The sequence below is a fragment of the Adlercreutzia equolifaciens DSM 19450 genome, assembly GCF_000478885.1.
Lineage (GTDB): Bacteria > Actinomycetota > Coriobacteriia > Coriobacteriales > Eggerthellaceae > Adlercreutzia > Adlercreutzia equolifaciens.
The window spans coordinates 520378-544271 of record NC_022567.1; the positions used below are offsets into that span (position 1 = coordinate 520378).

The following is a 23894-nucleotide window of genomic DNA, read 5'->3' on the forward strand; positions in this document are numbered from 1 at the left end:
AGATGCGGCATGGCATTGGGTGTTGGAAGAAAAGAACTGGTGATGGTGGGCGTGCTTCTGGTGGGCGTGCTTTTGGCCGTGCTGAACCAGACGTTGTTGTCGCCGGCACTGCCGGCCATCATGGGCGACTTGCAAGTGGACGCCACCACGGTGCAGTGGCTGACGAGCGGCTATTCGCTGGTGGAAGCGGTCGTCATTCCGCTTTCGGCTTATCTTATCGGGCGCTTCTCCACGCGCCAGCTGTTCATCTCGGCTTTCGCGCTGTTCACGGCGGGCAGCTTGGCGGCAGCTGTGGCGCCGAACTTCTGGGTGCTGCTGCTCGGTCGCGTGCTGCAGGCCGCCTGCACCGGCATGTCCATGCCCATGGTGTTCACGGTGATCCTGCTCGTGTTCCCCCGCGAGAAGCGCGGCACGGCCATGGGCGTCATCGGGCTCATCATTGGCTTTGCTCCGGCCGTGGGCCCTTCGGTGGCGGGCCTTTTGGTGGATTCGGTGGGCTGGCGGGCGCTGTTCGCTATCGTGACCGTGCTGTCGGTAGTGGTGATCGTGCTGGCTGTGGTGGTGCTGAGAAACTACGGCAACTTCGCGCGCGCCCCCTTTGACAAGCTTTCGGTGGTTCTGTCCACGGTAGGGCTCGTCTGCGTGCTGTATGGGCTGTCTACCTTCGCCTCCTCCGATAACATGGCGGTCACTGCGGGGCTCATCGCGGCGGGGTTGGTGCTGTGCGCCCTGTACGTGCGGCGCCAGCTGACATTGCCCGAGCCTATGCTGCAGGTGGGCATTCTGCGTACGCGCAAGTACGCCACAGCGGTCGTCATTATCGTCATCGTGCAGGCGGCGCTTATGGGCACGGGCGTCATCACGCCGCTCTACATTCAGGGCGTGCTTGGATTCTCCGCAACTATGTCGGGCGTGGCCATGCTGCCGGGCGCGCTTATCGGCGCGTTCATGGGTCTTGTGTCAGGGCGTCTGTTCGACCGTTTCGGCGTGCGCCGCGTGGTGATTCCTGGCGTTATCGTGGCGGTGCTGGGGGCGTCGGGCTTGGCGCGGCTGGGCATCGACAGCAGCTTCATCAACCTGACGATCACCTATACGGTGCTCGTGGTGGGCCTGCAGTTCACTATGACGCCGCTGAACACCTGGGGCGTGAACTCGCTCGACAACAGCGTCATCCAGCACGCTCAGGGTGTGTCAAATACGTTGAACCAGGTGGCGGCCTCCCTTGGCACGGCGGTGCTGGTGTCCATCTCGGCGCTGGCGCCTTCCGTGGCTCCCGACGCCGCCCCGCTCGAGCAGGCCTATCTCGGCGATCACATGGCCTTCATGACCACCTTCATTTTGATGGGCGTAGCGGCGCTCGTCATTCTGTTCTTTGTGCGCGACAAGGCGAAGATGCCCGGCGCTGCGGCCGTGACGGCGGCCGAGCGCGGTGCGGAGCCCGTGGACTACGCGGCCGGTTTCGACGGCGTGACCGTGGACGGCACCCTGGGTGAGTCATGGGATGCTGAGCACACCTACACGGCAGCCGACGTGATGAACCGCGAGCCGGTGTGCGCGGCCGACACCGCCACCATGGCCGAGGTCATCCGCCTTATGAACGCCAACCAGACGAGCGGGCTTCCCGTGGTGAACGGCACTGGCGACTTGGTGGGCTTCGTGTCCGACGGCGACGTGGCGAGCTACCTCGGCAAGACCGAGATCGCGCTCGTCGATTCCACGCTGCTGAACGGCTACCGCTACATCGACGACGAGGACGCCGCCACGCGCCTGCGCGAGCTCATGGACCTCAATGTCATGGCCGTGGCTACCAAGCGCGTGATCTCCGTGGAGGCCACGACGCCGGTGGACGAGGTGTGCGCCCTGTTCGCCGCCAAGCGCATCAAGAAGGTGCCCGTGGTGCAAAACGGCAAGCTCGTCGGCTCCTTGTCCCGCCGCAACATCATGCGCTCCCTGGTAGAGGCCATCGATCTGCTGGAGAAGTAGGGGAGCGCGGCAATCTCACCCGCAATTTTCAGTCTGAACGGGTGCTTCATCGGGCCATCACCAACCATGGGTGATGGCCCTTTTTACGGCTTTTTCACCAACGATTGTCGGGTTTTTCATCAATTGCGGGCGTTTCGGCCCCGCTCTCCTTCTCGGTAGAGTGCTCTTATCGCCGAAGAGAGCGAGGAGAGATACATGGAGAACTACGAAGCGGTGCGCAAGGCCCTCTTGGCCAATCGTGCGAATACCCTGGCGCTGCTCGGCTGCTTGCGCGAAACGCTGGAGGAAAGACCTTTTCGCGAGGCGGAGGAGGCACTTGCGGGATCTCGAGCTATGGCGCTCACTACGCAGACGCCCCATGCGCTTTATGCCATGCTGCTGAAGTGCGGGGCGGTGGAGGCCATTGAGGTGCCCGAAGAGTCGGACGTCGATGCCAATGGCTCGCTCTCGGACGGCGCCAAGGCTCCCGAGGTGGTGGACGCTGCAGACGGGGGCGAGGATGTCGGTGCTCGCGATCCTCTTGACGACCCCTGCTCCGATCTTCCCGACCAGCCCGTGGACTACCTGCTGCGCACCACCGAGATCGGTCGCGCGGTATTGGATGAGCTCGAGCCCGCGAAGCGTTTCAGCGAGCTTCTGGCCGCCGAGCCCGACGGCTACGGCGATGCCTACGACCGCGTGCTGGCTCTCTGCGAGACGGGAGCTTCCAAAGCCGACATAGAGGAGGCCCTGGCCGGACATGCGGCTCTCAGCTTCCCCAAGCAGATCTACCCCGGCTATTTCATCTCCAAGCTGGAGACCGTAGACGGTATCTCGTGGGACGGCACATGGCGAACCACGGAAGCGGGCCGGCGCATGCGCGCACTGCTGGCCTAGCGTTCAGGTCGCCATCTGTTCCAGAGACATACAAACCAACCAAGAGGAAGAAGGAGAAGGCTTATGAGTCGAGCCACTATGACGCGTCGCGGATTCCTGAAATCCACGGCGGCCATGGGAGCGGCGGGAGCGCTGGGCATCAGCGCGGCCGACAGCCTCACGGCGGTTGATCCGGCCCATGCTGACGAGGCGTCCGATGTGAAGATCATCAAGACGTCCTGCCGCGCCTGCATTGCCAACTGTGCCGTGCTGGCCCATGTGCGGGACGGTCGCGTCGTGAAGATCGAGGGCAATCCGGAAAGCCCCATGTCCCAAGGCGGCGTGTGCGCCAAGGGCCTCGCCGGTATTCAGGCGCTCTATCATCCGAACCGCAACAAGTACCCCATGCGTCGCGTGGGCGAGCGCGGAACCAACCAGTGGGAGCGCATCTCGTGGGAAGAGGCGCTCACCGAGGTCGCGACCAAGATCAACGAGATATCCGACAAGTATGGCTCCGAGGCCATCTCCGTCTCCACGGGTGGCGGCGGAAACCCGCATTTCTCGAATGTGAAGCGCTTTGGCGAGGCCATCAACACTCCCAACGTGTGGGAGCCGGGCTGCTCGCAGTGCTACCTGCCCCGCATGGGCGCCTCGCTTCTGGCCTACGGTGCCGGCAAGCCCAACAACCTGTCGTTCTCCGACTCTAACGGCTGGGACTACTATTACACTGACAGTCCGGTGACCTCGCTCGTGCTCTGGGGTACCGATCCGTCCAACTCCTCGGTGGCTACCGGCGGCCGCGCTCTGGCCGAGCTGCGCAACCGCCCGGAGGGCCTGCGCACCGTGGTTATCGACCCCCGCTACACCCTGGACGCCGCCAAGGCCGAGGTGTGGCTGCCCATTCGCCCCGGGACCGATGCGGCCCTGCTTCTCACCTGGACCCGCTGGATCCTCGAGAATGAGAAGTACGACGCGGACTTCTGTCGCACCTGGACGAACATGCCCTACCTCATCAACCCCGAGACGCGCCTCACGTTGAAGGCGACCGAGGCGGGCCTGCCCGGCACCGATGCCGACTACGTGGTGTGGGATCCCGAGAAGAACGCCCCGGTGGTCGTGGAGTTCCCCATGAACGAGGGGCTCTCCCCGGCGCTGTTCGGCACCTACGAGGTCAACGGCATGCAGTGCGCCACAGGTGGCCAGCTCCTGAAGGAGTCCTGCGAGGAGTGGACGCTTGAGAAGGGCGCCGAAGTCTGCTGGCTCGATCCCGAGCAAATCGAGCGGGCGCTCGAGATCTACACCGACCCGAACGGCCAGTCCGGCATCATGCAGGGCGTGTGCATCGACCAGTACGTGCAGTCCCAGCAGTGCGCCCTGGGCGCGCTGAACCTCGAGTTCCTCATGGGCAATGTGGAGAAGCCCGGCACCATGCTGCAGAAGTTCGCGCCGGCCCCCTGCAAGGACCAGCTGGGCAACACGCCCCGCCTGCTCTCCAAGGAGAAGGTCATGAAGCGCTGCGGCACCATCGAGCACAAGGGCATCTTGTGCTGGGACATGGCGCACATCCCCTCGGTGTTCAAGGCCATGAAGGACGGCGACCCCTACCAGATCCACATGTGGATCGAGCGCTCCGGCAACAAGCACGTGGTGCTCGGCAACTCCTCCTGCCTCGATGAGATCGTGCCGAACCTCGACTACATCGTGCAGTGCTTCATGTACCCGACGGCGTTCTCGGTGCTCTGCGCCGACCTGCTTCTGCCCACCACCGAGTGGCTGGAGACGAACCTCACCATTCCGCAGCTGAACACCATCGTCATGCGCCAGGCGGTCACGCACTTGTTCGAGACCGTGGAAGAGGGCATCATCTGGACCCAGATCGTGCAGAAGTGCGCGGAGCTCGGCAACACCCACTGCCCCAAGGCCTTCGACGAGGTGGCCTGCATGACCACGCCGTTCTACAAGAACGAGTACGAAAAGCAGCTGCAGCATCTGAACAAGCTGGATATGACCTGGGACGAGGCCTGCGAGAAGGGCGTCATCGAGTGGGCCACGCCCGAGGAGTACCGCACCTACCAGACCTACCTCGCCGACGACGAGGAGAATCCCGGCAAGCCCAAGGGCTTCGGCACGCCGTCGAAGAAGCTGGAAGTGTACTGCGAGTCCAACATCATCTTGGGCCGCACCGGTGCCCCGTGGTCCCAGTGCGCCGAGGAGGCGCCGCTCGTGCTGCCGCCGGCCAGCGCCGACTACGAGCCTCTGTGCTACTACGTGGAGCCGGCCGAGTCGCCCCTGACCGACACCGAGTACCCGCTCGTGCTCACCGAGGGCCGACTGCCCATGTACCACCACGGCACCCTGCGCAACATTCCCTATCTGCGCGAGATCTACCCGGTGCCGGAGATGTGGATCCACCCCGAGGACGCCGAGAAGTACGGCATCGCCGACGGCCAGTGGGTGAACATCGAGAGCCGCCGCGGCAAGACCCACGGCAAGGCCCGCGTCACCACCGCCATCGCCAAGGGCGTCGTGTACCAGGAGCGCTTCTGGGCTCCCGAGCTGCTGGATTCCGACGACCCGGCCCAGGCCTACAAGGTGATGAACATCAACGTGCTCACCAAGAACGACCCGCCCTACAACCCCGAGTACGGCACCTACACCCTGCGCGGCTTCCAGGTGAAGGTAAGTCCGAGCGACGACGAGATCCTGAAGAGCGTGTGGATCGAACCCGAGCAGTTCCAGCCCTGGATGCCCGCTCCCAGCGACAAGACCGAGGATGTGTTTGACTATGGCGCGTAATTGCATTGTTGTGAACCTGGACCGCTGCACCGGATGCTTCGGGTGCGAGGTGGCATGCAAGATGGAGAATGGCGTCGCCTTGGGCGAGCGCTGGTCGAAGGTGTTCACCGTGGGCCCGGTGGGGGAGTATCCCGACATGACCCGCTACGCGCTGCCGACCATGTGCCAGCAGTGCGAGAACGCCCCGTGCGTGTCGGTGTGCCCCACGGGCGCCAGCTACCGCGACGGGAACAACGTCGTGTTGGTGGACAAGGAGAAGTGCATCGGCTGCAAGTACTGCATGATGGCCTGCCCCTACGGCGTGCGCTCGTGGAACGCGGCTGAGAAGTGCGCCGAGAAGTGCACGCTGTGCGGGCATCTCACCTCCCAGGACAAGCTGCCTGCCTGCGTGAAGAGCTGCGCGGCCGGCGCCCGCTTCTATGGCGATTTGGACGACCCTGACTCCGACGCCTCCAAGGAGCTGGCCAAGTATTCCGAAGGCGACATCCACACCCTGCAGGACGTGGGCAACCACCCTGCGACCCGTTACATCATGACGAGCATGATCGGCCAATGGCAGGATCGCATCGCGCCGGCCGATCATCCGCATACGGCTGCCTACCCGGTGGCCGAGTAAGGAGCACCCATGGAAATTCAATGGTCCCTCGTTCTGTTCACCGCCCTGTCGGGGGCGGGGGCGTGGCTTGTCGCCTGCGCCGGCCTCGACGCCTTTAAGGGCCTGGCCAAGAAAACGGTTGTGCCGGCGGTCGTCACGGGCATCGTCCTCATCATCGTGGGCGGCATCGCCTCGGCGACCCATCTGTCCCACGTCGATCGCATCATGGCCGTGCTGGCGCACCCGGCTCCGGGCATTTTCCTGGAGGCCGTGCTCCTCGGCATCGACGTCGTGGTTGCCGTCGCGTTCCTCGTGCTGTATCGGCGCGGCGCCTCCGAAGGGGTGCTCAAGGGCCTCGGTGTCGTCGCCGTGGCCATGGCCGCCGTCTTCAGTTATGCGTGCGGTTCCTCCTACATGATGTCCTCGCAGCTGGCCTGGAACACTGTTGCGCTGCCCTTGGGCTACCTGGGCACGGCGCTCGCTGCGGGCACGGCCCTGTGGTACCTCCTGTGCGCCGCCCGTAGGGAAGAGGGCGCTGCCCTGTCCTTCGCGGCCACCGAGACGCTCGTCGGCGCGGCCGCGGCGTTGGTGACCTCCCTGGCCTACGGCCTTCTGGCCGGCATCGTGGGCGGGGACTCCGCGATCTTGTTCTGGGTCGGCGTCGTTGTCTGCGGCGGCGTTGTGCCCGCGGCCTGCGGCGTGGCCGGCATGAAGAAGACCGAGGGCGCGCTGTCTTTGGCCATCGTGGCCGTCGTCGGCGCGTTCATCGGGGCGGTCGCCTACCGCGTGCTCATGTGGACCGCGTCCATCGCGCTGATGTCGCTGTTCGGTGTGAGCATCTAGCCTCACTGTTCCCGCCGCCCGGTCTTCCCCTCCCGGCCGGGCGGCCCTTCCCAAGGAGTTGCCCTATGGACCAGACCAACCGCATCGCCCTCGACGAGGCTGCCATCCAGGAAATGCGCGAGGCCAATGAGACGCGCGCCGCCTTCTGCCGATTCCTTGCCAGCTTGTACCTGTACGAGCTCACCGACGAGCAGATCGAGGCATTCGCCCATATCGAGATTGCCGGCGATGGCACGGCCATCGACGAGGGGCTGCGCGCCATCAAGGAGTATCTTCGCCATCGCCACGGCGGCACCCGCCAGGAGCTGGCCGTCGACTACGCGCGCGTGTTCCTCGGCGCCGGCAGCTACGACCGCATTCTGGCGCCGCCCTACGAGTCGGTGTTCACGAGCGAGGAGCGCATCCTCATGCAGGATGCCCGCGACGGCGCGGTGACCTACTACCGGCGGGGCGGCCTCGATCTGCCTGCCGACAACACGACCCCCGAAGACCATCTCGGCTTCGAGCTGCAGTTCGCCGCAGTCCTCGCGGACCGCGCGAACGAGGCCCTTGACGGGGATGACGCGGTGTCGCTGGCGGACGCGGTGTCGCTGGCCCGCAGCTTCTTCGTGCACCATCAGCAGAACTGGCTGCCGGCTCTGTGCGAGGCCGTGGACGAGTTCGCCGAGACCGATTTCTACCGCGGCGTCGCCCAGATGACGCGCGGGTACGTGGAGTCGGAGGCGGCCTTCTTCGACGAGGTCGCCGCGGCGCTCTCCCTCGGTGCCGCAGTGGATGAGATTCGCCCGGCCTGGGATGGCGCCTGCGAGGGCACTCCATCCGCCGCGGAAGGCGCGGTGGCGTCATGACCGCCATGACGCGCCGCAGCTTCGTCGGCCTGGCAGCGGTCTGCGCCGTGGGCGCGGGCGTGGGCGGGGCCGGCGTGGCCTTTGCGGGGGAGGGCGAGCTGTTGCGTCCGCCGGGCGGCCAGGACGAGCGCGCCCTTGCGGCCGCCTGCCTCAAGTGCGATCGCTGCCGCAGCGCTTGCCCCACGGGAGCAGTGGCCGTGGCCTCGGTGGGCGACGGCTTTCTGCGGGCGCGCACGCCGGTGCTCGACTTCCACAAGGGCTACTGCGATTTTTGCGGCAAGTGCATCGAGGTGTGCCCCACCGGCGCGCTGAGATCCTTCGACGAGACGGCCGAGAAGCTGGGCGTGGCGGTGGTGCAGAAGGACCGCTGCCTGTCCTATTTCCAGGGCTGCACGGTCTGCGAGGACTCCTGCGCCTTCGACGCGCTGGCCTTCGTCGACGGCCATCCGGTGGTGGACGGCGACGCGTGCAACGGCTGCGGCCAGTGCGAGTTCGAGTGCACGGCGCTCGTGTACGGGACCTTTGCCGGCGGTACGCGGCGGGGCATCGTGGTGGTGCCTCCCGAGGCAGCCGGCCAGCTCGGGCGCACGGTGGTGGAAGACGGCAGCGAGATGGGGGTGTAGGCCCATGAAGTTGAAGACGAAGCGCACTATAGCCGCCGTCGGCCTTTTGGGCCTGGTCGGCGTGGGACTCGCCGTGCATACGGGCACGGGAACGCCGTCGGCCTGGGGCATTGGCGACATCGCCGCCATCTGCCCGTTGGGGGCCGTTGAGGCTGCCATCGCCTCGCGCACCATCGTGCCGCCGCTGCTGATCGGCCTGGTCATCGTTGCGGTTCTCGTGGCCCTGGCGGGTCGTGCCTTCTGCGCTTGGGGCTGTCCCGTGCCCTTGCTGCGCCGGGTCTTCGGCATCAAGGAGCGGAAGGCCGACAAGCCGACGCCGGCCGAGCGCGACGGGGCCAACGACTCGCGCAACTGGGTGCTCGGGGCCACGGTGCTCACCACGGCCGCCTTCGGGTTCCCGGTGTTCTGCCTCATCTGCCCCGTGGGCCTTTCCGTGGCCACCTTCATCGCCCTTTGGCGCCTGCTCCAGTTCAGCGAGGCGACGCTGTCGCTCGTGGTGTTCCCCGTCATCCTCGTGGCGGAGATCGTGCTCTTGCGAAAATGGTGCCACCGCTTCTGCCCCCTGGGCGCCCTGCTGGGCCTCATGGCGCGGTTGAACCGCACGTTCCGTCCGACGGTGGCCGCCGAGTCCTGCCTGCATTGCTCGGGCGCCAGCTGCTCGCGGTGCGCCGACGTGTGCCCCGAGGGGATTGACCTGCATCATCCCGAAGCGTCGGTTTCCCTGGCGGAGTGCACCAAGTGCGGCGAGTGCAGGGACGCCTGCCCGGCCCATGCCATCAGCTTCCCGCTCTTGGCACGCACGGAGAAGGCCGGGCTGCCCGTCGCCTCGGCGGCGCAAGAGGCCGATGAGGATGCCGTGGGCGCTGAGGGCTAGGAGAGGGGCGGAGGGAGCCGATTCAGCCGCCGTGAGAATTCGAACAGGGGGAATGTTGTGCCAATAGCCGAGGGTATACAATATGAGCCGTGGAACGAATGGGACGGCGACGCCCGTTCTTCAGTTGACAGTGCGGCCTTGGGGACGGCGGGCCGCCGATTATGGGGGAAGCGCATGCTCAAGCGGTTCGGTGATAATCAGGAGGCGTTCGCGTCCAACAGCGAGTTGGCGCCGACCCGCCTCGGCATGACCATAGAGGAGCAGTGGCCCGCCCTTAAGCTGGTGGGCTTCGGCTTTTACTACGCGTGGATCTGGGTGTCGTACAACAGCAACGTGCTCGTGTTCCCCTCCGCCGCCTCCGACTTGCCCCCTGACACCATTTCCCTCACCTATCTGGTCTCGACGCTTGCCCTGGGCGTCGCCCTCGTCCTGCTCTCGCTCGTGCGCCCTCTCACGCGGCGGCTCGTGGGCAGCAACCTGCTCCTCATTGCGGTGGCGGTGGTGGTGGGCGCGGCCACGGTGGGCACCTACGCATCGTCTAGCCTGGGCGCCGATGCGAACCTCTACCTTATCGTGAGCGCCGCGCTGACCGGGGCGGGCACGTCGGTCATCGTGCTGAGGTTCGGCGTCGTCTACTCGAAGGCGCCGGCGCGCGAGGCCGCTATGTACACGGCGGCGTCCTTCGTGTTCGCCGCCATGATCTACTTCATGGCCGTGGGGCTGCCCGATCCGGTGGGCATGGTGTTCACGGCCCTTCTTCCCGTTCTGGCCGTGGTCTCTACGCTGACCAATCCCGAATGGTCGGATGAGGGCGAGGGCGGACGCCCCGAGGGTCCGGTTCCCCTGCGGAGGTTCTTCGTGAGGCTGCTCGTGGCCGTGGCGGTCTTCTCCGTCGTGGTGGGCGTCTCGCGCGGGTTTTCCGTGCCCCATTCCTCCATCAGCTCGCTGAACGCCGACGGCGCGCTCATCATCTTCAGCACTGCGGTAGTGGCCGGGGTGCTGTTCGTGGTGGTGGGGCTGCTGCGCCGCCAGTTCGATGTGAGCCGCCTGTACTATCCCATCATCATTGCCGTGGCGGCCGGCATTCTCGTGACACCCCTCCTGGGCGGAACGGGTTTCGGCAGCCAGTTCATTACGGTGGCCTACAACTGCTTCGTGCTGGTGATCTGGTGTCTGCTGGCCTATGTGGCCTACTCGTCGCGGCTTTCCCCGATACTCGTGTTCGGCTTGGGCCGCGGGGCCTCGGCTTTGGGGACGACCTTCGGGTGGCTGGCGGGCTTGGAAATCGTGCGCAGCCAGGGCGATGGCAGCTTGTCCTTGGAGGTTATCTCGGTGGCCATGGTCTTTGCGCTTTTGGTGGTCTCCATGTTGGTGCTGAATGATCGCCTGATCGGCGACGCGCTGCGTCCGGAGGAGCGAATCCGCGGCGATGCCGCGGAGGTACCGGCGCAAGGCGCAGGATCGGCAGGGGAGGCGGCGTTCGCCGACCGGCGAGGTGCCGAGGATCGCAGGAGCGCGGCTGACGGCGAGGGTGCCTGGGATGGCGGAACCGGCCGTAGCGGGGCCAGCGAGATGGGCGAAGTCGGCGAGATGGGCGGAGCTGGTGCCTCCCTTGCCGACGGCAGTCCGGGAGGTGCTGCGGCGGGGGAGCGGCGTTCCGGCCCTTATCGCATGCGCTGCGATGCGGTGGCCGAGCACTACGGGCTCTCGCCCCGGGAGCGCGACGTGTTCGATCTTCTCGTGCGCGGCCGCTCCATCGACTACATCGCCCAGAACCTCACTATCTCCTTCAACACGGCGAAGTCCCATATTCGCCACATTTACGTGAAGACCGACGTCCACTCCCGCCAGGAGCTCATCGACCTCATCGACCGCGAGCGCTAGATGCTGGGCCTTAGGGAGCTTGCGATTAGATCCCCTCTGCCCTTGACCGTCTCCCATCGAATATGTTATACGTATAACATATTCGATGGGAGGTTGTTATGGCAGAAAGTGTTCTTGTGAGTGCGCGGGTTCCGCAGGCGAAGAAAGATGCCTCGAAGGGCGTGCTGGCTTCTCTGGGGGCGAACACGTCCGATCTTATCAACAGTGCTTTCGACTATCTTCTTGAGAGACGGGAGCTGCCGACGACTGCTCCTTCTTCTCGGCCGAGCCGGGAGGAGTTAGATGCCTTTCTGGCCGCTTCGACACTCGATGTCGATTGGAGGGGAGAGGCGCCCGATGGCGATTATCGCGCTCTTGTGAGGGATGGAAAGCGAGGGCGCTATGAATCTCTTGCTTGATACCAATGTGCTCATCGACTACCTGGGCCGCAAGGAGCCGTTTTTCCTCTCAGCTCAGAAAGTAGTCATCGCCGGGTTCTTTGGTGATGCTCGGCTGTGGGTTCCTTCCCAGTCTGTCGTCGATGCCTTCTACGTCCTGAGCCGCTATGTTGATTCGGCGCGGCTGCAGGCGGCGATTCTGAAAGCTCTCACGGTGATTGAGCCGGTAGATCTTACGGGCGCCTCCCTTGAGAGAGCGGCGCGTCTCGGCTGGGACGACCTCGAGGATTGCCTGATTGCCCTTGCCGCCGAGAGGGTGGGGGCCGACTATCTCATCACTCGCGACGCCAAGGGATTCGCGCGATCAACGGTTCCGGCGGTGTCCCCGGATGCGTGGCTTAACGTCATGCGCGAAGAGCACAGCCTCGACTACGGTGAGGTTCAGCTTTAGGGCGTAGCACTGCGCTGGAGCCGATCATGATGGCGTATAATGGCGCGAAAGACGATGCGGGAAAGGAGGCGCGGCGATGGCTGAGGCGGCGGGCGTGTTCGAAGACGGCGTGTTCCGGAAAGGCGACGTGCGCCTGTCCGACCGGGCGGGCAACAAGATACTGCCCATCGGCAACGATCGCTTCGCCAGCGTGGCCGAGACCTCGGTGTTCATCGACAAGACGATGCTCATCGCCGACGTGCTCGACAAGGGTCCGGCGGTTACGCTGTTCTGCCGGCCGCGTCGGTTCGGCAAGTCGCTCAATCTCTCCATGCTGCAGCGCTTCTTCGAGATCCCCGTCGGGGTCGATGAGGGAAAGAGCTATGCCGATCTGTTCGAGGGGCTGGCCATATGGGACGCCCGCGATGGGCACTACCGGGCCCATCAGGGCGCTTATCCGGTTGTGCGGTTCACGCTCAACAACTTGAAGAGCGTGAGTTATCCTGATTTCATCAGCTGGTTCTCCGATGCGGTGGCTGAGGAGTGTAACCGACACGACTATCTCCTAGAGAGCGATCGACTGAGCGAGTTCGACAAGGACGCATTCGGCCAACTTGCCTCAGGTCGTGCCGAGATAGGTCAGCTGGGACGCTCGCTACTAAGGCTGACGATACTTTTGCAGCAACACTATGGGCAGTCGGTGGTCGTGCTCATCGACGAGTACGATGCGCCCGTAATGGCTGCCCATGAGAGCGGCTGCTACGATGAGGTGGTGTCGTTCCTCAAGCGCTGGCTTACGGGTGCCCTCAAGAGCAACGATGCGCTGGCCTTCGCCGTACTGACGGGCGTGCAGCGCATATCCAAGGAGTCGATCTTCTCCGACCTGAACAACTTGCAAGTCGATACGCCTCTGAACGTCGCCTCCGATGAGCGCTTCGGGTTCACACAAGCAGAAGTAGAGGCGCTTGCCGAGTATGTGGGAAGCGCGAGCAGTGTGTCTCAGGCGCGCGAGTGGTACGACGGTTACCGCTTCGGCGACGTCGACGTATATAATCCGTGGAGCGTTCTCAATTACTTCGGTAACGGTTGCGCGCCCGATGTCTATTGGGGCAACACGTCATCGAACTCGGTGCTGGGCGGTCTTGTTTCGGGCGCCGATGATAAGATGCTGAAGCGTCTCTACGCGCTTGCGGAGCCCGACGGCGCCGTGCGAGCGCCCCTGGATACCCGCGTCGTGTTCTCCGACTTGGCGGTGGCACCGCAGGCGGTATGGTCGATGCTGTACCTTGCCGGGTATCTCACGACTGACGATACGGCCCTGCCGGGCGATGTCGACCGCCTGCGTCCTCTGCGCATACCCAATCGCGAGGTCGCCAAGCTCTATGCCTCTGAGATCACCGGTCGCTTCGCCCAGGTTGCCGGCGGCCGCGACGCGCTCGACGACCTGCACAGAGCGCTCGTGTCGGGCGATGCCGTTGCTTTCGCCGAGGAATTGGAAAGCGTGCTTTTGAATTGCGCGAGCTTCCACGACCTTGTTTCCGAGAACAGCTATCACATGCTCATGATGGGCCTTCTGTTCAACGTGCCCGGCTATAGCGCCCCCGTCTCGAATCGCGAAGCGGGGCGCGGACGCTTCGACGTGCAGCTGACTCCGGCGGATCCCGCTCGCAACCCGCTGATCACTTTTGAGCTGAAGCATGCCGAGCAGCCGACCGATTTGGAACTGGCGGCACGCCAAGCGCTGGCGCAAATTGACGAGCGCGCCTACGACGCCGCCGCGGAAGCGGCCGGCTCGATCCGCTACGGCATCGCCTTCGCCGGCAAATCAGCGGCCGTAGCCTGTGAAGTCGTTTGAAGAGCTGCCTGCTGATTAGGGAGGAGCTGCGGCAATGCAGAAAATGGCGCAAAGTTCCCTTTTCGAACTCGGCGATGTGATTGTGACGGAGCCGGCTGAGGGCGTTTACGGTGTCGCAGTGGTGTTGCGGCTTCATGAGCCCGAGGAAGGGTTTCTCCCCATGTGCGATATTGGGGTGACGCCGTTTGCTTTCGATCACTGTCCCCATATGGATGAAATAGACTTCAGGCGGCCGGATCTATTTCGACGTTTCAGGAAACTTGATTATTGCGAGAAAGACGATTCGTACGAAGGCACCGTTGAGCGGATAACGGTGGGTACTTATACCCGTCGAAACAAGGCGGGATTCAAGGTTATTGGGCGCATCGATCCGAAGTACGATCTAGAAAAACCGCTGCCGAAGGCCATAGGTCTTTGCGGAGACGTGTCTCGGATGTTGGGGATGGAGATCGCTTTTTCTGATAGGTCTAAAGTGTTTCCAGAAGGTCTATGGGACGATGCTCGGGCGCAGGCTTTTTCGGCCTCCTATCGCTCGCGCATGGATGACTTGATGGTAGACTGGAACGGGGGCGTCGACGAAAGAAACGTCAAACGTATTGCGGCGCGCGAGGGATGCTCCCTCGCCGATGCCCGACGAATTGATATTGCTCAGTACAGCAGGGCTCGATCTTCGCGATTTGCGCAAATGGCCCAATGTGTTTTCGATAATGTCATTCGCTTGAGCGACCCCTTCAAGTTCTGTTCCTATCGTATTATCTTCTGCTGCGAGCAAAGTGTCGAAGAGTGCAGAGCCCCGCTTCTTTGCGATAAAATCCTTGAGGTTTGGGTGCCGTTCAATCCATTCAGCGTATTTCCTCTTCCTAACCACGAGCGTAAAGTGGCGATATTGGACATGGTGCTGTCGGGGTTGGAAATACTGGAGAGCGTCGGATACCCTGTGCGATTTGTTCAAGAGGGATGCCGCAGGTTCGCGGAGGCGGGATTGCCTGATGATGTGATTTGGCTACAAAAAATGTCGCGGAAGAGAAAGCGCGCTCAGGTGAAGGTGCATTATACGACCGATGATCTGGTCGTTAATTTGTCGGTGTTTAGCAAAGATGGGGCGCTTTTGAAGAGCGAGGATGTTGTAACTGGCTTGCCACGTGCCTCCTGGGGGCTTCCGTACGAATACGTGGGATCCCTAAAATGGAAAGACGAGTCGGCGGTAGTTCTGAGCGCAAGATCGGGCTTCTCGTATGAGATGGCTCTGGATGAGGCCGAGATCAAGGTTCGCTAGTTGAAATGATTCTTGCGGGCTTCGCGCTGGGCATCGATGGCGAACTTGATGAAGTGATATTGCACACACTGTGTGCAATATTGTCCAATGAGACGAAGAGGGTTGGCAAAGTTTCAGCTTTAAATATTGCAACAGGCTGTTGCAAATGTCTTGTGAGTGCGTGAAACGAGCTACTCTATCAAAATGAGGTTTTAATTTTGATAGAGTATGTCTATACTTTTCCTATCAAAATGAAAACCTAATTTTGATAGGAACAGCTATGGAGCTCATCGACTTCTCGATATATCCTGCGAGCGACGTGCAATACGGCGGCTCGGAGCGCAAGGAAGCGATTCTGGTGCCGAACGGCGGTGGTCGCCCCTGCGAATATATGCTGAAGTTCCGCAAGCGCACCCCCTTCGGCATGCGGAACAACCATCTTTCGGAATATCTGGGCTCGCGCATCTTCGAGGTCTTGGGGTATCCAACCCAGAAGGTGTTTCTCGGATTGCGCCACGGTGAGGAAGTAGTTGCCTGCAAGAGCTTCGTGGCCGATGGGAAGCAGTTCGTCCCCTTCAACGATGTGGGGGAGAGCACCCTGGACGAGGACAAGGAATCCTACCAGTACGACTACGAGGACATCATGCGCATGCTGCGCGACAACTCAAAGCTCACCGACGTTGCCGAAACGATCTCGATGTTCTGGGAGATGTTCATCGTGGACGCCCTGCTGGGCAATTTCGATCGCCACGGCATGAACTGGGGCTTCATCAAGCGGGACAATGCGTATGCGCTGGCGCCCGTTTTCGACAACGGATCCTGCCTCTTCCCCAATATGACCGACGAGGACGAGATGGCTTCCATTGTGACATCTCCCGAGGAGACGGCCAAGCGCGTGTACGGATTCCCTCTGTCGCAGATTAAGCTGCGGGGAAGGAAGAGCTCCTATTACGAGGTGATAAACAGCCTCGCTTTCCCCGAGTGCAACCGCGCCCTCGAGGAGGTCATGGGCCGTATTCAGCTGGAACGTATCGAGGCGCTTGTGGGCGAAATGCCAATCAGCGAGTGTCATCGTGCGTTCTATCGTCACATGATTCAAGCTCGCTACCATGGCATCCTGGAATCGTCCTGGGCTTCGCTCGGAAGGAGGTTTCTGTGAGAGAGTCGGTTACTGCCGCCCAGCTCTGCCTTGACGGTCGCGGCGGCTTTACCTACGTGGTGGCGCTGATGCGCTACATCATGAGGGAGGACGAAACCTTCCGCTACGAGCTGGAACCGAACTACGAGGTGATCGACCTGCTGGATTCCTCGGATTTCCAGGGTATTCCCGGGTTCGATTTGTCGGTGCGCAAGACGTGCTACGAGCGCGATAACCGCACGCCCACCCTTATTGCCGACCGCGCGCCCATGGCCAATCGTGAGGACCTTTGGTCGTTGCTGGATGAATGCGGGATGGACTATTGGGATCCCCTCGAATGGCTCGTCCGCTCCCCCCGGCGCTATATCGGCGACAAGCTGTACTTCCGCGCAGTGCCCGAAGGTGCCCCTGGTGTCCTGGGGATGGAGGAGGCTGTTGCGTCTGCGGCGAACTCGCCCCAGGCCGTTGGCTCGGTACTTGCTGCCCTGTGCGCCGGCGATGCCGTGGAATGCGAGGGCGAGCCCTTGGGCGGCGCCGAGCGGAAGGTTCTCTACGAGAGCTTCATGCTGCTGCATGAGAAGGCGTCACGGGGGAGGCGGGCCGAGACGAGAGGCGGAGGGCCTGCGGCTCGCCCGGGGCGCCGACGGAAGCCCGTCGACGAGCTGATGCTCCGCGAGGCCATTGCCCGTTACCGCGCCCACGAGTGGACCGCTGCGAAGGCGGCCGAGAGCATCGGGGTAGGCGAGGCCACCTTCTACCGTCGCATAGCCGAGTGGGAACAGCAGGAAGGCTGATGCTTTCAGGGTCTCGTCCGATCAAACTTAAAGAAAACTTGATAGGTATTGACTTAGGTTTCCTTCTGCGTAGAATGTGGTGTTAGCACTCAGTAAGGGAGACTGCTAACGCTTTTGTCGCCGCCGGTCAACGACTGACGTACAGACCGAACGCACCGCGAGACACCGCCGGCGCGCGACCTACACTGGGGCAGTTATGTGTCTTCCGCCTCTAGGAAAGAAGGACAAAACCTATGCGCAAGTTCAAGACAGAGAGCAAAAAGCTGCTCGACCTCATGATCAACTCCATTTACACCAATCGCGAGATCTTCCTGCGCGAGCTTATCTCCAACGCGTCGGACGCGGTGGACAAGCTGTACTTTCGCAGCCTCACCGACCCGTCTGTGGCCGTGGGCCGCGACGACTTGGCCATCACGGTGGGCTACAACAGCGACGAGCGCACGGTCACAGTGTCCGACAACGGCATCGGCATGACCAAGGACGAGCTGGACAAGAACCTCGGCACCATCGCCCATTCCGACTCTTTCGAATTCAAGGCCGCCCAGGCCGAGGCTGCTGCCGAAAGCGAGCCCGGCGAGGCGAAGGGACTCGACGACCTCACCGATGTGGACATCATCGGCCAGTTCGGCGTCGGCTTCTACTCCGCCTTCATGGTGGGCAAGAAGGTGCGCGTCGTCTCCCGCGCCATCGGAAGCGGCGAGGCCTGGGCCTGGGAGTCCGACGGCATCGACGGCTACGACATCAAGCCGGCCGAGCGCGCCGAGCATGGCACCGACGTCATCGTGTACCTGAAGGACGACACCGCCGACGAGTCCTTCGGCACCTTCGCCAGCGAGCACGGGCTCACGCAGCTCATCAAGCGCTACAGCAACTACGTGCGCTATCCTATCAAGATGGAAGTGACAAAGAGCCGCAAGGTGGAGGCCCCCGAGCCGGCCGAGGGCGACCAGCCGGCCGCGCCGCAGTGGGAGAGCTACACCGAGGTGGAGACCATCAACTCCATGATCCCAATTTGGAAGCGCAAGAAGTCCGAGGTCTCCCAGGAGGAGTACGACGAGTTCTACAAGACCGACTTCCACGACTTCGAAAACCCGGCCCGCACCATCTCCGTGCATGCTGAGGGGTCGCTGAACTACGATGCGCTTATGTTCGTGCCGAGCCGCGCGCCGTGGGACATGTACTCGAAGGACTACAAGCGCGGGCTCGCCCTGTACTCCTCCAACGTGCTCATCATGGACAAGTGCGAGGAGCTTCTGCCCGACTACTTCGGCTTCGTGCGCGGCGTGGTTGATTCCTCCGACCTCACGCTGAACATCTCCCGCGAGACGCTGCAGCACAACGGCCAACTGCGCGCCATTGCCCGGCGTCTCGAGAAGAAGATCAAGGCCGACCTGGCGAATATGCGCGACGACGATCGTGAGGCCTACGAGGAGTTCTTCAAGCAGTTCGGCCGTACGCTGAAGTTCGGTATCTACCAGAGCTACGGCATGGCGAAGGACACGCTTGCCGACCTGCTTCTGTTCTACTCCGCTAAGCAGCAGAAGATGATCACCCTGGACGAGTATCTGGCCGATGCGCCGGCCGGAGCCGACTCCATCTTCTTCGCGGCAGGCGACTCGCTGGAGCGCCTGGCCGCCATGCCGCTCGTGACCACGGTTTTGGCCAAGGGCTACGACGTGCTGCTGTGCGACCAGGACGTGGACGAGTTCTGCATGATGGCCATGGGCACCTACGGCGAGCACGCGGTGGACGGCGACGAGGAGAACAAGCAGCCCTACTTCATCAAGAACGTGGGCTCCGAGGACCTGGGCCTTACCACCGATGAGGAGAAGAAGGAGGCCGAGGAGGCCACCGAGTCCAATGCCGAGCTGTTCGGCATTATGCAGGAGGCGCTTGACGGCAAGGTGGAGCGCGTCGTCGTTTCCACCCGCCTCACCGATGCGCCGGCCGTGGTCACGAGCGAGGGCGGCATGTCGCTGGCCATGGTGCAGGTGCTGAAGAGCCAGCCGGGCACTGACGAGTTGCCCGAGATGCACCTGGTGCTGGAAGTGAACGCCAAGCACCCGGTGTTCGCCACGCTGCAAGCGGCTCATGAGGCCGGCGACGACGAAAAGGTGCGCACCTATGCGGGCCTTCTGTTCGATCAGGCACTCCTCGTGGAGGGCATTCTGCCCGACAACCCGCTCGCCTTCGCCCAGGCTGTCGCTGAGCTGATGAAGTAGGCCCAGCCTGCCAACCAGTGGTGCACGCCGGCGCGGAAGTGCCCTCGAGCCGCCGAATTAAGCAAACCCGAGAACCCCTTCTCTCTCCTGGAAAGGATCGCCAAGCGCGATCCTTTCCCGTGTTTTTCGGCAAATATTGCGATTGTTAGCAGAAAGGGCAGTGCCCGAGAGGTTCGCTCAGCAGGGTAAAGGGATAAAATGACAATAAAATAATGAGTATTGTATAATTCACTTACCTTACGAGTAAGAAGAGTGGGAGCAGCGCAGGGATTTAGTTCCTCGAGGTGCTAACAATCGAAATATTTGGCAAAAAACAGGAAGGCAAATCGCCTAGGCGTGGATCCTAGCGCATGTGCGCTTTTCAAGCAGAAAAAAGATGCCCCATGAGGCGGCCATGAGAACGAGGCCGATGGCGTCGAAGGCGATGAACAGGTCGATGCTGCTGGCCAGCAGGTCGTGGCCGGCGGGCAGGGTGGCACGGATGAGCGACTCTCCGACGAGCCCTACGACTTGCTGAGCCAGTACGACGCTGGCGAGGGTGCGGTGGCGCTCGGGGCGCCAAATGACGAGTGGGTAGGTGCAGTTCCACATGAGGAAGGCGATACCGATGCCCTGAGTGGCCACGCGACCTGGCACGCCACCGAGCTCGTAGGCGCCCATGTAGGCCTCGGGCGCGAGTGCGAACCCCAGGGCGCACTGCACGTTCACGACGAACACGAAGGCGAAGCAGAGGCGCACGACCCAGGTAGCCGCGGTGACCCTTCGTGGCACTTTCTGCGGACTTGCGCTGTCCTTGCCGATCTTCCTGTTTGTCGCGCTCTGGTCGGTGGAGTCGCTGTTCAGCTGCGAATCGTTTTGGACGATGGGGGCGCTTGCTTTCCCTGTGTTATCTTGAGCAGAGGACGTGGAACGGGGATCGAGAGATATCATTGTTTCCTACCTCTCCAGCTGGCTCAGCTGCCGGAAGGCGTAGAAGGCCACGGCGCTGGAGGCGGCGACGTTCAAGGAATCGACGCCGTGGGCCATGGGGATGCGTACGGTATAGTCGCAGCGGGCGATGGTGGCGGGGGAGAGCCCCTCGCCTTCGGTGCCGAACAGCAGCGCCAGCTTCGCGGGTTCGCCGGTGGACGCCTCACGTTCGGCCAAAAGCGCATTCAGCTCGTCGGGAGTCACTGAGTCGTCGGAGAGTGCCATGGCGGCGCAGGTGAAGCCGTGCGCGCGCAGCTCGGCGATGCCCTCGTCGCTCCAGGTCCCGCAGCCGGGGCGATTCGGTACGTCTGCGTCTCCAATACGGGTCCACGGCACTTGGAAAACGGTGCCCATAGACACGCGCACGGCGCGGCGGTACAGCGGGTCGTAGCAGGCGGGGCTGACGAGCACGGCATCCACCCCGAGGGCCGCTGCGCTGCGGAAGATGGCCCCCACATTGGTGTGGTTCGTGATGTCTTCAAGCGCCGCCACCAGCCGCGCCTCGTGCAGCACGTCGGCCACGGTGGGCAGGGCGGGGCGACGGAAGGCCCCGAGGGCGCCGCGCGTCAGCTCGAAGCCGGTGAGTCGCTCAAGTTCGTCATGAGGCGCGACGAACACCGGCATCTCGGGCGCGCCCGCCCGCTCTTCCATGCGCTCGATGAGCGGTGCCATGGAAGGCAGCCACTTCTCTTCCATAAGAAGCGAGATCGGCTCCATGCCGCCCTCGAAGGCCCGTTCGATCACCTTCTGCGACTCGGCGATGAACAGCGCACGCTCCGGCTCCAGCTTACTGCGCAGCTGAGCCTCGGTCAGCCGCGCGAACGCATCGAGCCGTGGGTCTTCCAATGTGTCTACATAGATAAGGGGCATGCCGGTTCCTTCCAAAACAAAAGCGCCCGTCTATTATAGGCGGGCGCTTGCAAGATTGCCTCGGTTGAGACTTAGGAAAGGGCGGCCTTTAGGGCGGCCATCTGGTTGGAGCCGAGGCCCTGCAGACGACGCTCGGCCGGAATGCCCAGTTCCTCCATGAGCTTCTCGGTCTTCACCTTGCCGAAGCCGGGCAGGGCGTTCACGAAAGCCTTGACCTTCATGCGGCCGATGATCGGGTCGTCGATCTGATCGAGAACCTCGGCCGGGGTGGTGAGACCCATGGCGAGCTTGTTGGTGATCTCGGAGCGCTTGGCGCGAACGACGCGAGCCTTCTCGAGGGCGGCGGCGCGCTGCTCAGGGGTCATGGTAGGTGCGGGCATATCACTTCTCTTTCTCTAGTCGGTGCCCTTCTAACAGGGCCTTCACTCGAAGAACGCTGGTACCAGAAGGCTTCGGTACCAGCGTTTCTCCGTTTTTAGCTACACGATCATAATAGAAAACCGCAGGTTGTACACCCCTTTTCCCGCTAATGTCGCGTTTTTGCAGAAAAATGTGCGCTTTTAAGGCTCCGAAATGGGGATTTGGTGACGAAATAGCTCGAATGCGGCTGCTCAAGCTTCTTGAGAAACTGCGAAAAAGGGGAGGGAAGGCGCTGCTCGAAGACGTTGGACGGGCACGCGAAAGCAGGAGCGCTATAATGCTGCGGAAACCTGCAATCGAAGGGAGCAATACTGTGACTGAGAAGCTGGTAGCCGAGGTGCAGCCGACCGAGCACCCCGCCTTCAACGAGTTCGTGGCCACCATCGAGGCGCTGCGCTCGCCGGACGGGTGCCCCTGGGACAAGGCGCAGACCCACAAGAGCATTTCCGGCAACATGGTGGAGGAGGCTTACGAGGCCGTGGATGCCATCGAGGCCGACGACGTGCCGCACATGCGCGAAGAGCTCGGCGACGTGCTGCTTCAGGTGGTGCTGCAGTCGCAGATTGCCGCGGACGCTGGTGAGTTCACCATCGACGACGTGTGCCGCGACGTGAACGCGAAGATCGTGCGCCGGCATCCCCATGTGTTCGGTGACGTGGTGGCAGGCGACGCCAACGAGGTGCTGGACGTATGGGATCAGATAAAGATGGCCGAGAAGGAGTCCGCCGACGCTGCGGCCGATGCGCCCCAGGGGCTGCTCGACGGCGTGCCGAAGAGCTTCCCGGCGCTGAAACAGGCGCAGAAGATCTCGCGGAAGGCGGCCTCGGCCGGTTTCGAGTGGGAAACGGTGGACGACGTGCGGGCCAAGGTGGACGAGGAGGTCGCCGAGCTTAAGGCCGCCTACGCCGCCGCGCCGAAGTCCGCGAACGGCAAGGTGGATGCCGCCGCCGATCCCGCGGCTGCCGCGGCGGTGGAACTGGAGATGGGCGACGTGCTGTTCTCGCTCGTGAACGTAGCCCGCAAGATGGGCGTCCAGGCCGAGGAGGCCCTGCGCGCCACCTGCGGCAAGTTCCGTACCCGCTGGGCCTTCATGGAAGGCGCCGCTGCCGGCCAGGGCCGTCGCGTGGAAGACCTCTCCATGGAGGAGATGGAAGAACTCTGGCAGCTTTCGAAGGTCCTGGAGAGCTAAACTAGGCTCCGGGCTCTCCTTGGGCCACAGCGGCCTTCATCTCGTCGAAAAGGACGCGGCCATGGGGGCTTTCGACGAATTCGTCTCGGAACACGGCGATGAAGTCCGTCGAGAAATCCATATCGTCGAGGTCGAACAGGCGCAGCCCGGGGCGCCGGTCGAGCCCGAAGCGCGGCACAAGGGTGCCGGGCGCAACGCCGATGGCGCACCCGAAATCGTGGGCGAAATACTCGGCATGGTCGCGGAAGGGCATCGTCTTGAGCGTGACGCGAGCGCCGTTCGCGGCAAAGCGGTCGGCGACTCCGTCGCGCTCGTAGCTCTGGTGGACGTCGGGCGGCAGGAGCAGGACGGCGCCGTCGAGGTCGGTGGCGTGAATGGTATCGCGTCCGAACAACGGGTTATCCTCGGCCATAAACAAGTGAGTGGTCTCGGCGTTCAGCACGAATCCTGGATGCTCTTTCGTGAGAAGCCGATGTCCTGCCTCGCTGAAGTTCTTGCAGCCTACGACGACGATGTCGTTCTTCCGCTCGCCCAGCGCGTCTACGGTGGCCAAGGGGCCGTTGTCGGTGACGATGTCGATTTTGCCCTCGGGCCACTTTTCGGCGATGCGGTGCCGTGCGCGCAGAAGAGGCGCTTCGAGCCAGGGAAGGTTTGTGGCCGACACGGTAACGGTGAGCAGGTTGTCGGAGAGATCCCGGTATTCGTCGACAACTTCGTCCCATTGCCCCAGCAAGTCGGAAGCTGTGCCGAGGAACCGCCTCCCAAGCGGCGTCAGCGCGGGCTTTCCCCGACCGCGCTCGACGAGCTTGCAGCCCAGTTCATCCTCCAGCTCCGCCAGGTGCTCGCTGAGGGTGGGGCGCGTGGTATAGAGCCGCTTGGCCGCTGCAGAAAAGTTCAATTCATCGGCAATGACGAGGAATTCCTCCAGATAGCGTGTGTTCACGGCGCGTTCCTTCCAAACATGACGGCGAGACGTCCAGTGTCCCACTCATACGGCATGCTGTAAAGATTACTTTACACGTGCGTTGCCAACCTGAACAGAGATGCAAAGGAAACCGACGGCGCTCGCAATTA

General features: G+C 62.9%; 21 protein-coding genes. 17 read left to right on the plus strand and 4 right to left on the minus strand.

Translation table 11 applies throughout. The features are described 5' to 3' along the window. Positions 1–9 precede the first annotated feature (9 nt). The 16 genes from AEQU_RS01795 (at position 10) to htpG (ending at position 19372) form a co-directional block, all read left to right on the plus strand. Positions 10–1983: an MDR family MFS transporter gene (locus AEQU_RS01795; RefSeq protein WP_022739184.1), complete on the plus strand. Its 1974-nt coding sequence runs from the start codon at positions 10–12 to the stop codon at positions 1981–1983. Between the two features lie 195 nt (positions 1984–2178). Next, on the plus strand, positions 2179–2859 hold the full coding sequence (locus AEQU_RS01800) for a hypothetical protein (RefSeq protein WP_022739191.1): 681 nt from the start codon (positions 2179–2181) through the stop codon (positions 2857–2859). Between the two features lie 63 nt (positions 2860–2922). Continuing rightward, entirely contained in the window at positions 2923–5634 is a 2712-nt protein-coding gene (locus AEQU_RS01805) for a molybdopterin-containing oxidoreductase family protein (protein WP_022739198.1), read from the plus strand. Then, positions 5624–6250 (plus strand): 4Fe-4S dicluster domain-containing protein, encoded by a 627-nt coding sequence (locus tag AEQU_RS01810; protein ID WP_022739203.1) that lies wholly within the window; start codon positions 5624–5626, stop codon positions 6248–6250. Before AEQU_RS01805 ends, AEQU_RS01810 begins: the two co-directional genes overlap by 11 nt. A 9-nt stretch (positions 6251–6259) precedes the next feature. After that, the gene (locus AEQU_RS01815; RefSeq protein ID WP_022739206.1) at positions 6260–7072 is read left to right on the plus strand and encodes a DmsC/YnfH family molybdoenzyme membrane anchor subunit; all 813 of its coding nucleotides are present in this window, start codon (positions 6260–6262) and stop codon (positions 7070–7072) included. A gap of 65 nt (positions 7073–7137) precedes the next feature. Then, complete coding sequence (locus AEQU_RS01820; RefSeq protein WP_022739209.1) at positions 7138–7920, plus strand: TorD/DmsD family molecular chaperone; 783 nt, start codon at positions 7138–7140, stop codon at positions 7918–7920. Then, positions 7917–8543: a 4Fe-4S dicluster domain-containing protein gene (locus AEQU_RS01825; protein WP_022739212.1), complete on the plus strand. Its 627-nt coding sequence runs from the start codon at positions 7917–7919 to the stop codon at positions 8541–8543. The genes AEQU_RS01820 and AEQU_RS01825 overlap by 4 nt, the downstream gene beginning before the upstream one ends. Before the next feature lie 4 nt (positions 8544–8547). Beyond that, complete coding sequence (locus AEQU_RS01830) at positions 8548–9417, plus strand: 4Fe-4S binding protein (RefSeq protein WP_022739216.1); 870 nt, start codon at positions 8548–8550, stop codon at positions 9415–9417. A gap of 174 nt (positions 9418–9591) precedes the next feature. After that, positions 9592–11301, plus strand: a complete 1710-nt coding sequence (locus AEQU_RS01835) for a helix-turn-helix transcriptional regulator (RefSeq protein WP_022739220.1) — start codon at positions 9592–9594, stop codon at positions 11299–11301. 98 nt (positions 11302–11399) lie between these two features. Beyond that, positions 11400–11699, plus strand: a complete 300-nt coding sequence (locus tag AEQU_RS12435; RefSeq protein ID WP_144079455.1) for a hypothetical protein — start codon at positions 11400–11402, stop codon at positions 11697–11699. Next, positions 11683–12129, plus strand: coding sequence for a type II toxin-antitoxin system VapC family toxin (locus AEQU_RS01840; RefSeq protein ID WP_022739221.1), 447 nt, complete (start codon positions 11683–11685; stop codon positions 12127–12129). Before AEQU_RS12435 ends, AEQU_RS01840 begins: the two co-directional genes overlap by 17 nt. Before the next feature lie 76 nt (positions 12130–12205). After that, positions 12206–13963: an AAA family ATPase gene (locus AEQU_RS01845; RefSeq protein WP_022739222.1), complete on the plus strand. Its 1758-nt coding sequence runs from the start codon at positions 12206–12208 to the stop codon at positions 13961–13963. 34 nt (positions 13964–13997) lie between these two features. Then, positions 13998–15239 carry a hypothetical protein gene (locus AEQU_RS01850; protein ID WP_022739223.1) on the plus strand — a complete coding sequence of 414 codons (1242 nt, stop codon included), beginning with the start codon at positions 13998–14000 and terminating at the stop codon, positions 15237–15239. A gap of 259 nt (positions 15240–15498) precedes the next feature. Continuing rightward, the gene (locus AEQU_RS01855; protein WP_022739224.1) at positions 15499–16377 is read left to right on the plus strand and encodes a HipA domain-containing protein; all 879 of its coding nucleotides are present in this window, start codon (positions 15499–15501) and stop codon (positions 16375–16377) included. Then, positions 16374–17150, plus strand: coding sequence for a hypothetical protein (locus tag AEQU_RS01860; RefSeq protein WP_022739225.1), 777 nt, complete (start codon positions 16374–16376; stop codon positions 17148–17150). The genes AEQU_RS01855 and AEQU_RS01860 overlap by 4 nt, the downstream gene beginning before the upstream one ends. 233 nt (positions 17151–17383) lie before the next feature. Beyond that, entirely contained in the window at positions 17384–19372 is a 1989-nt protein-coding gene (gene htpG / locus AEQU_RS01865; protein WP_022739226.1) for a molecular chaperone HtpG, read from the plus strand. 330 nt (positions 19373–19702) lie between these two features. On the opposite strand, the gene AEQU_RS01870 is transcribed toward htpG, so the two are convergent. From AEQU_RS01870 to mihF, 3 genes are all read right to left on the minus strand, one after another. Further along, the gene (locus AEQU_RS01870; protein WP_022739227.1) at positions 19703–20302 is read right to left on the minus strand and encodes a hypothetical protein; all 600 of its coding nucleotides are present in this window, start codon (positions 20300–20302) and stop codon (positions 19703–19705) included. A 6-nt stretch (positions 20303–20308) separates the two neighbouring features. Beyond that, positions 20309–21211 carry a TrmH family RNA methyltransferase gene (locus AEQU_RS01875; RefSeq protein ID WP_022739228.1) on the minus strand — a complete coding sequence of 301 codons (903 nt, stop codon included), beginning with the start codon at positions 21209–21211 and terminating at the stop codon, positions 20309–20311. A gap of 71 nt (positions 21212–21282) precedes the next feature. Continuing rightward, positions 21283–21591 (minus strand): integration host factor, actinobacterial type, encoded by a 309-nt coding sequence (gene mihF / locus AEQU_RS01880; RefSeq protein ID WP_022739229.1) that lies wholly within the window; start codon positions 21589–21591, stop codon positions 21283–21285. Between the two features lie 353 nt (positions 21592–21944). On the opposite strand from mihF, the gene mazG reads away from it, so the two are divergent. Continuing rightward, on the plus strand, positions 21945–22820 hold the full coding sequence (gene mazG, locus AEQU_RS01885) for a nucleoside triphosphate pyrophosphohydrolase (protein WP_022739230.1): 876 nt from the start codon (positions 21945–21947) through the stop codon (positions 22818–22820). A 1-nt stretch (position 22821) separates the two neighbouring features. Here the strand turns inward: mazG and AEQU_RS01890 are convergent, their stop codons facing one another. Further along, positions 22822–23763, minus strand: coding sequence for a LysR family transcriptional regulator (locus tag AEQU_RS01890; RefSeq protein WP_022739231.1), 942 nt, complete (start codon positions 23761–23763; stop codon positions 22822–22824). Positions 23764–23894 lie beyond the last annotated feature (131 nt).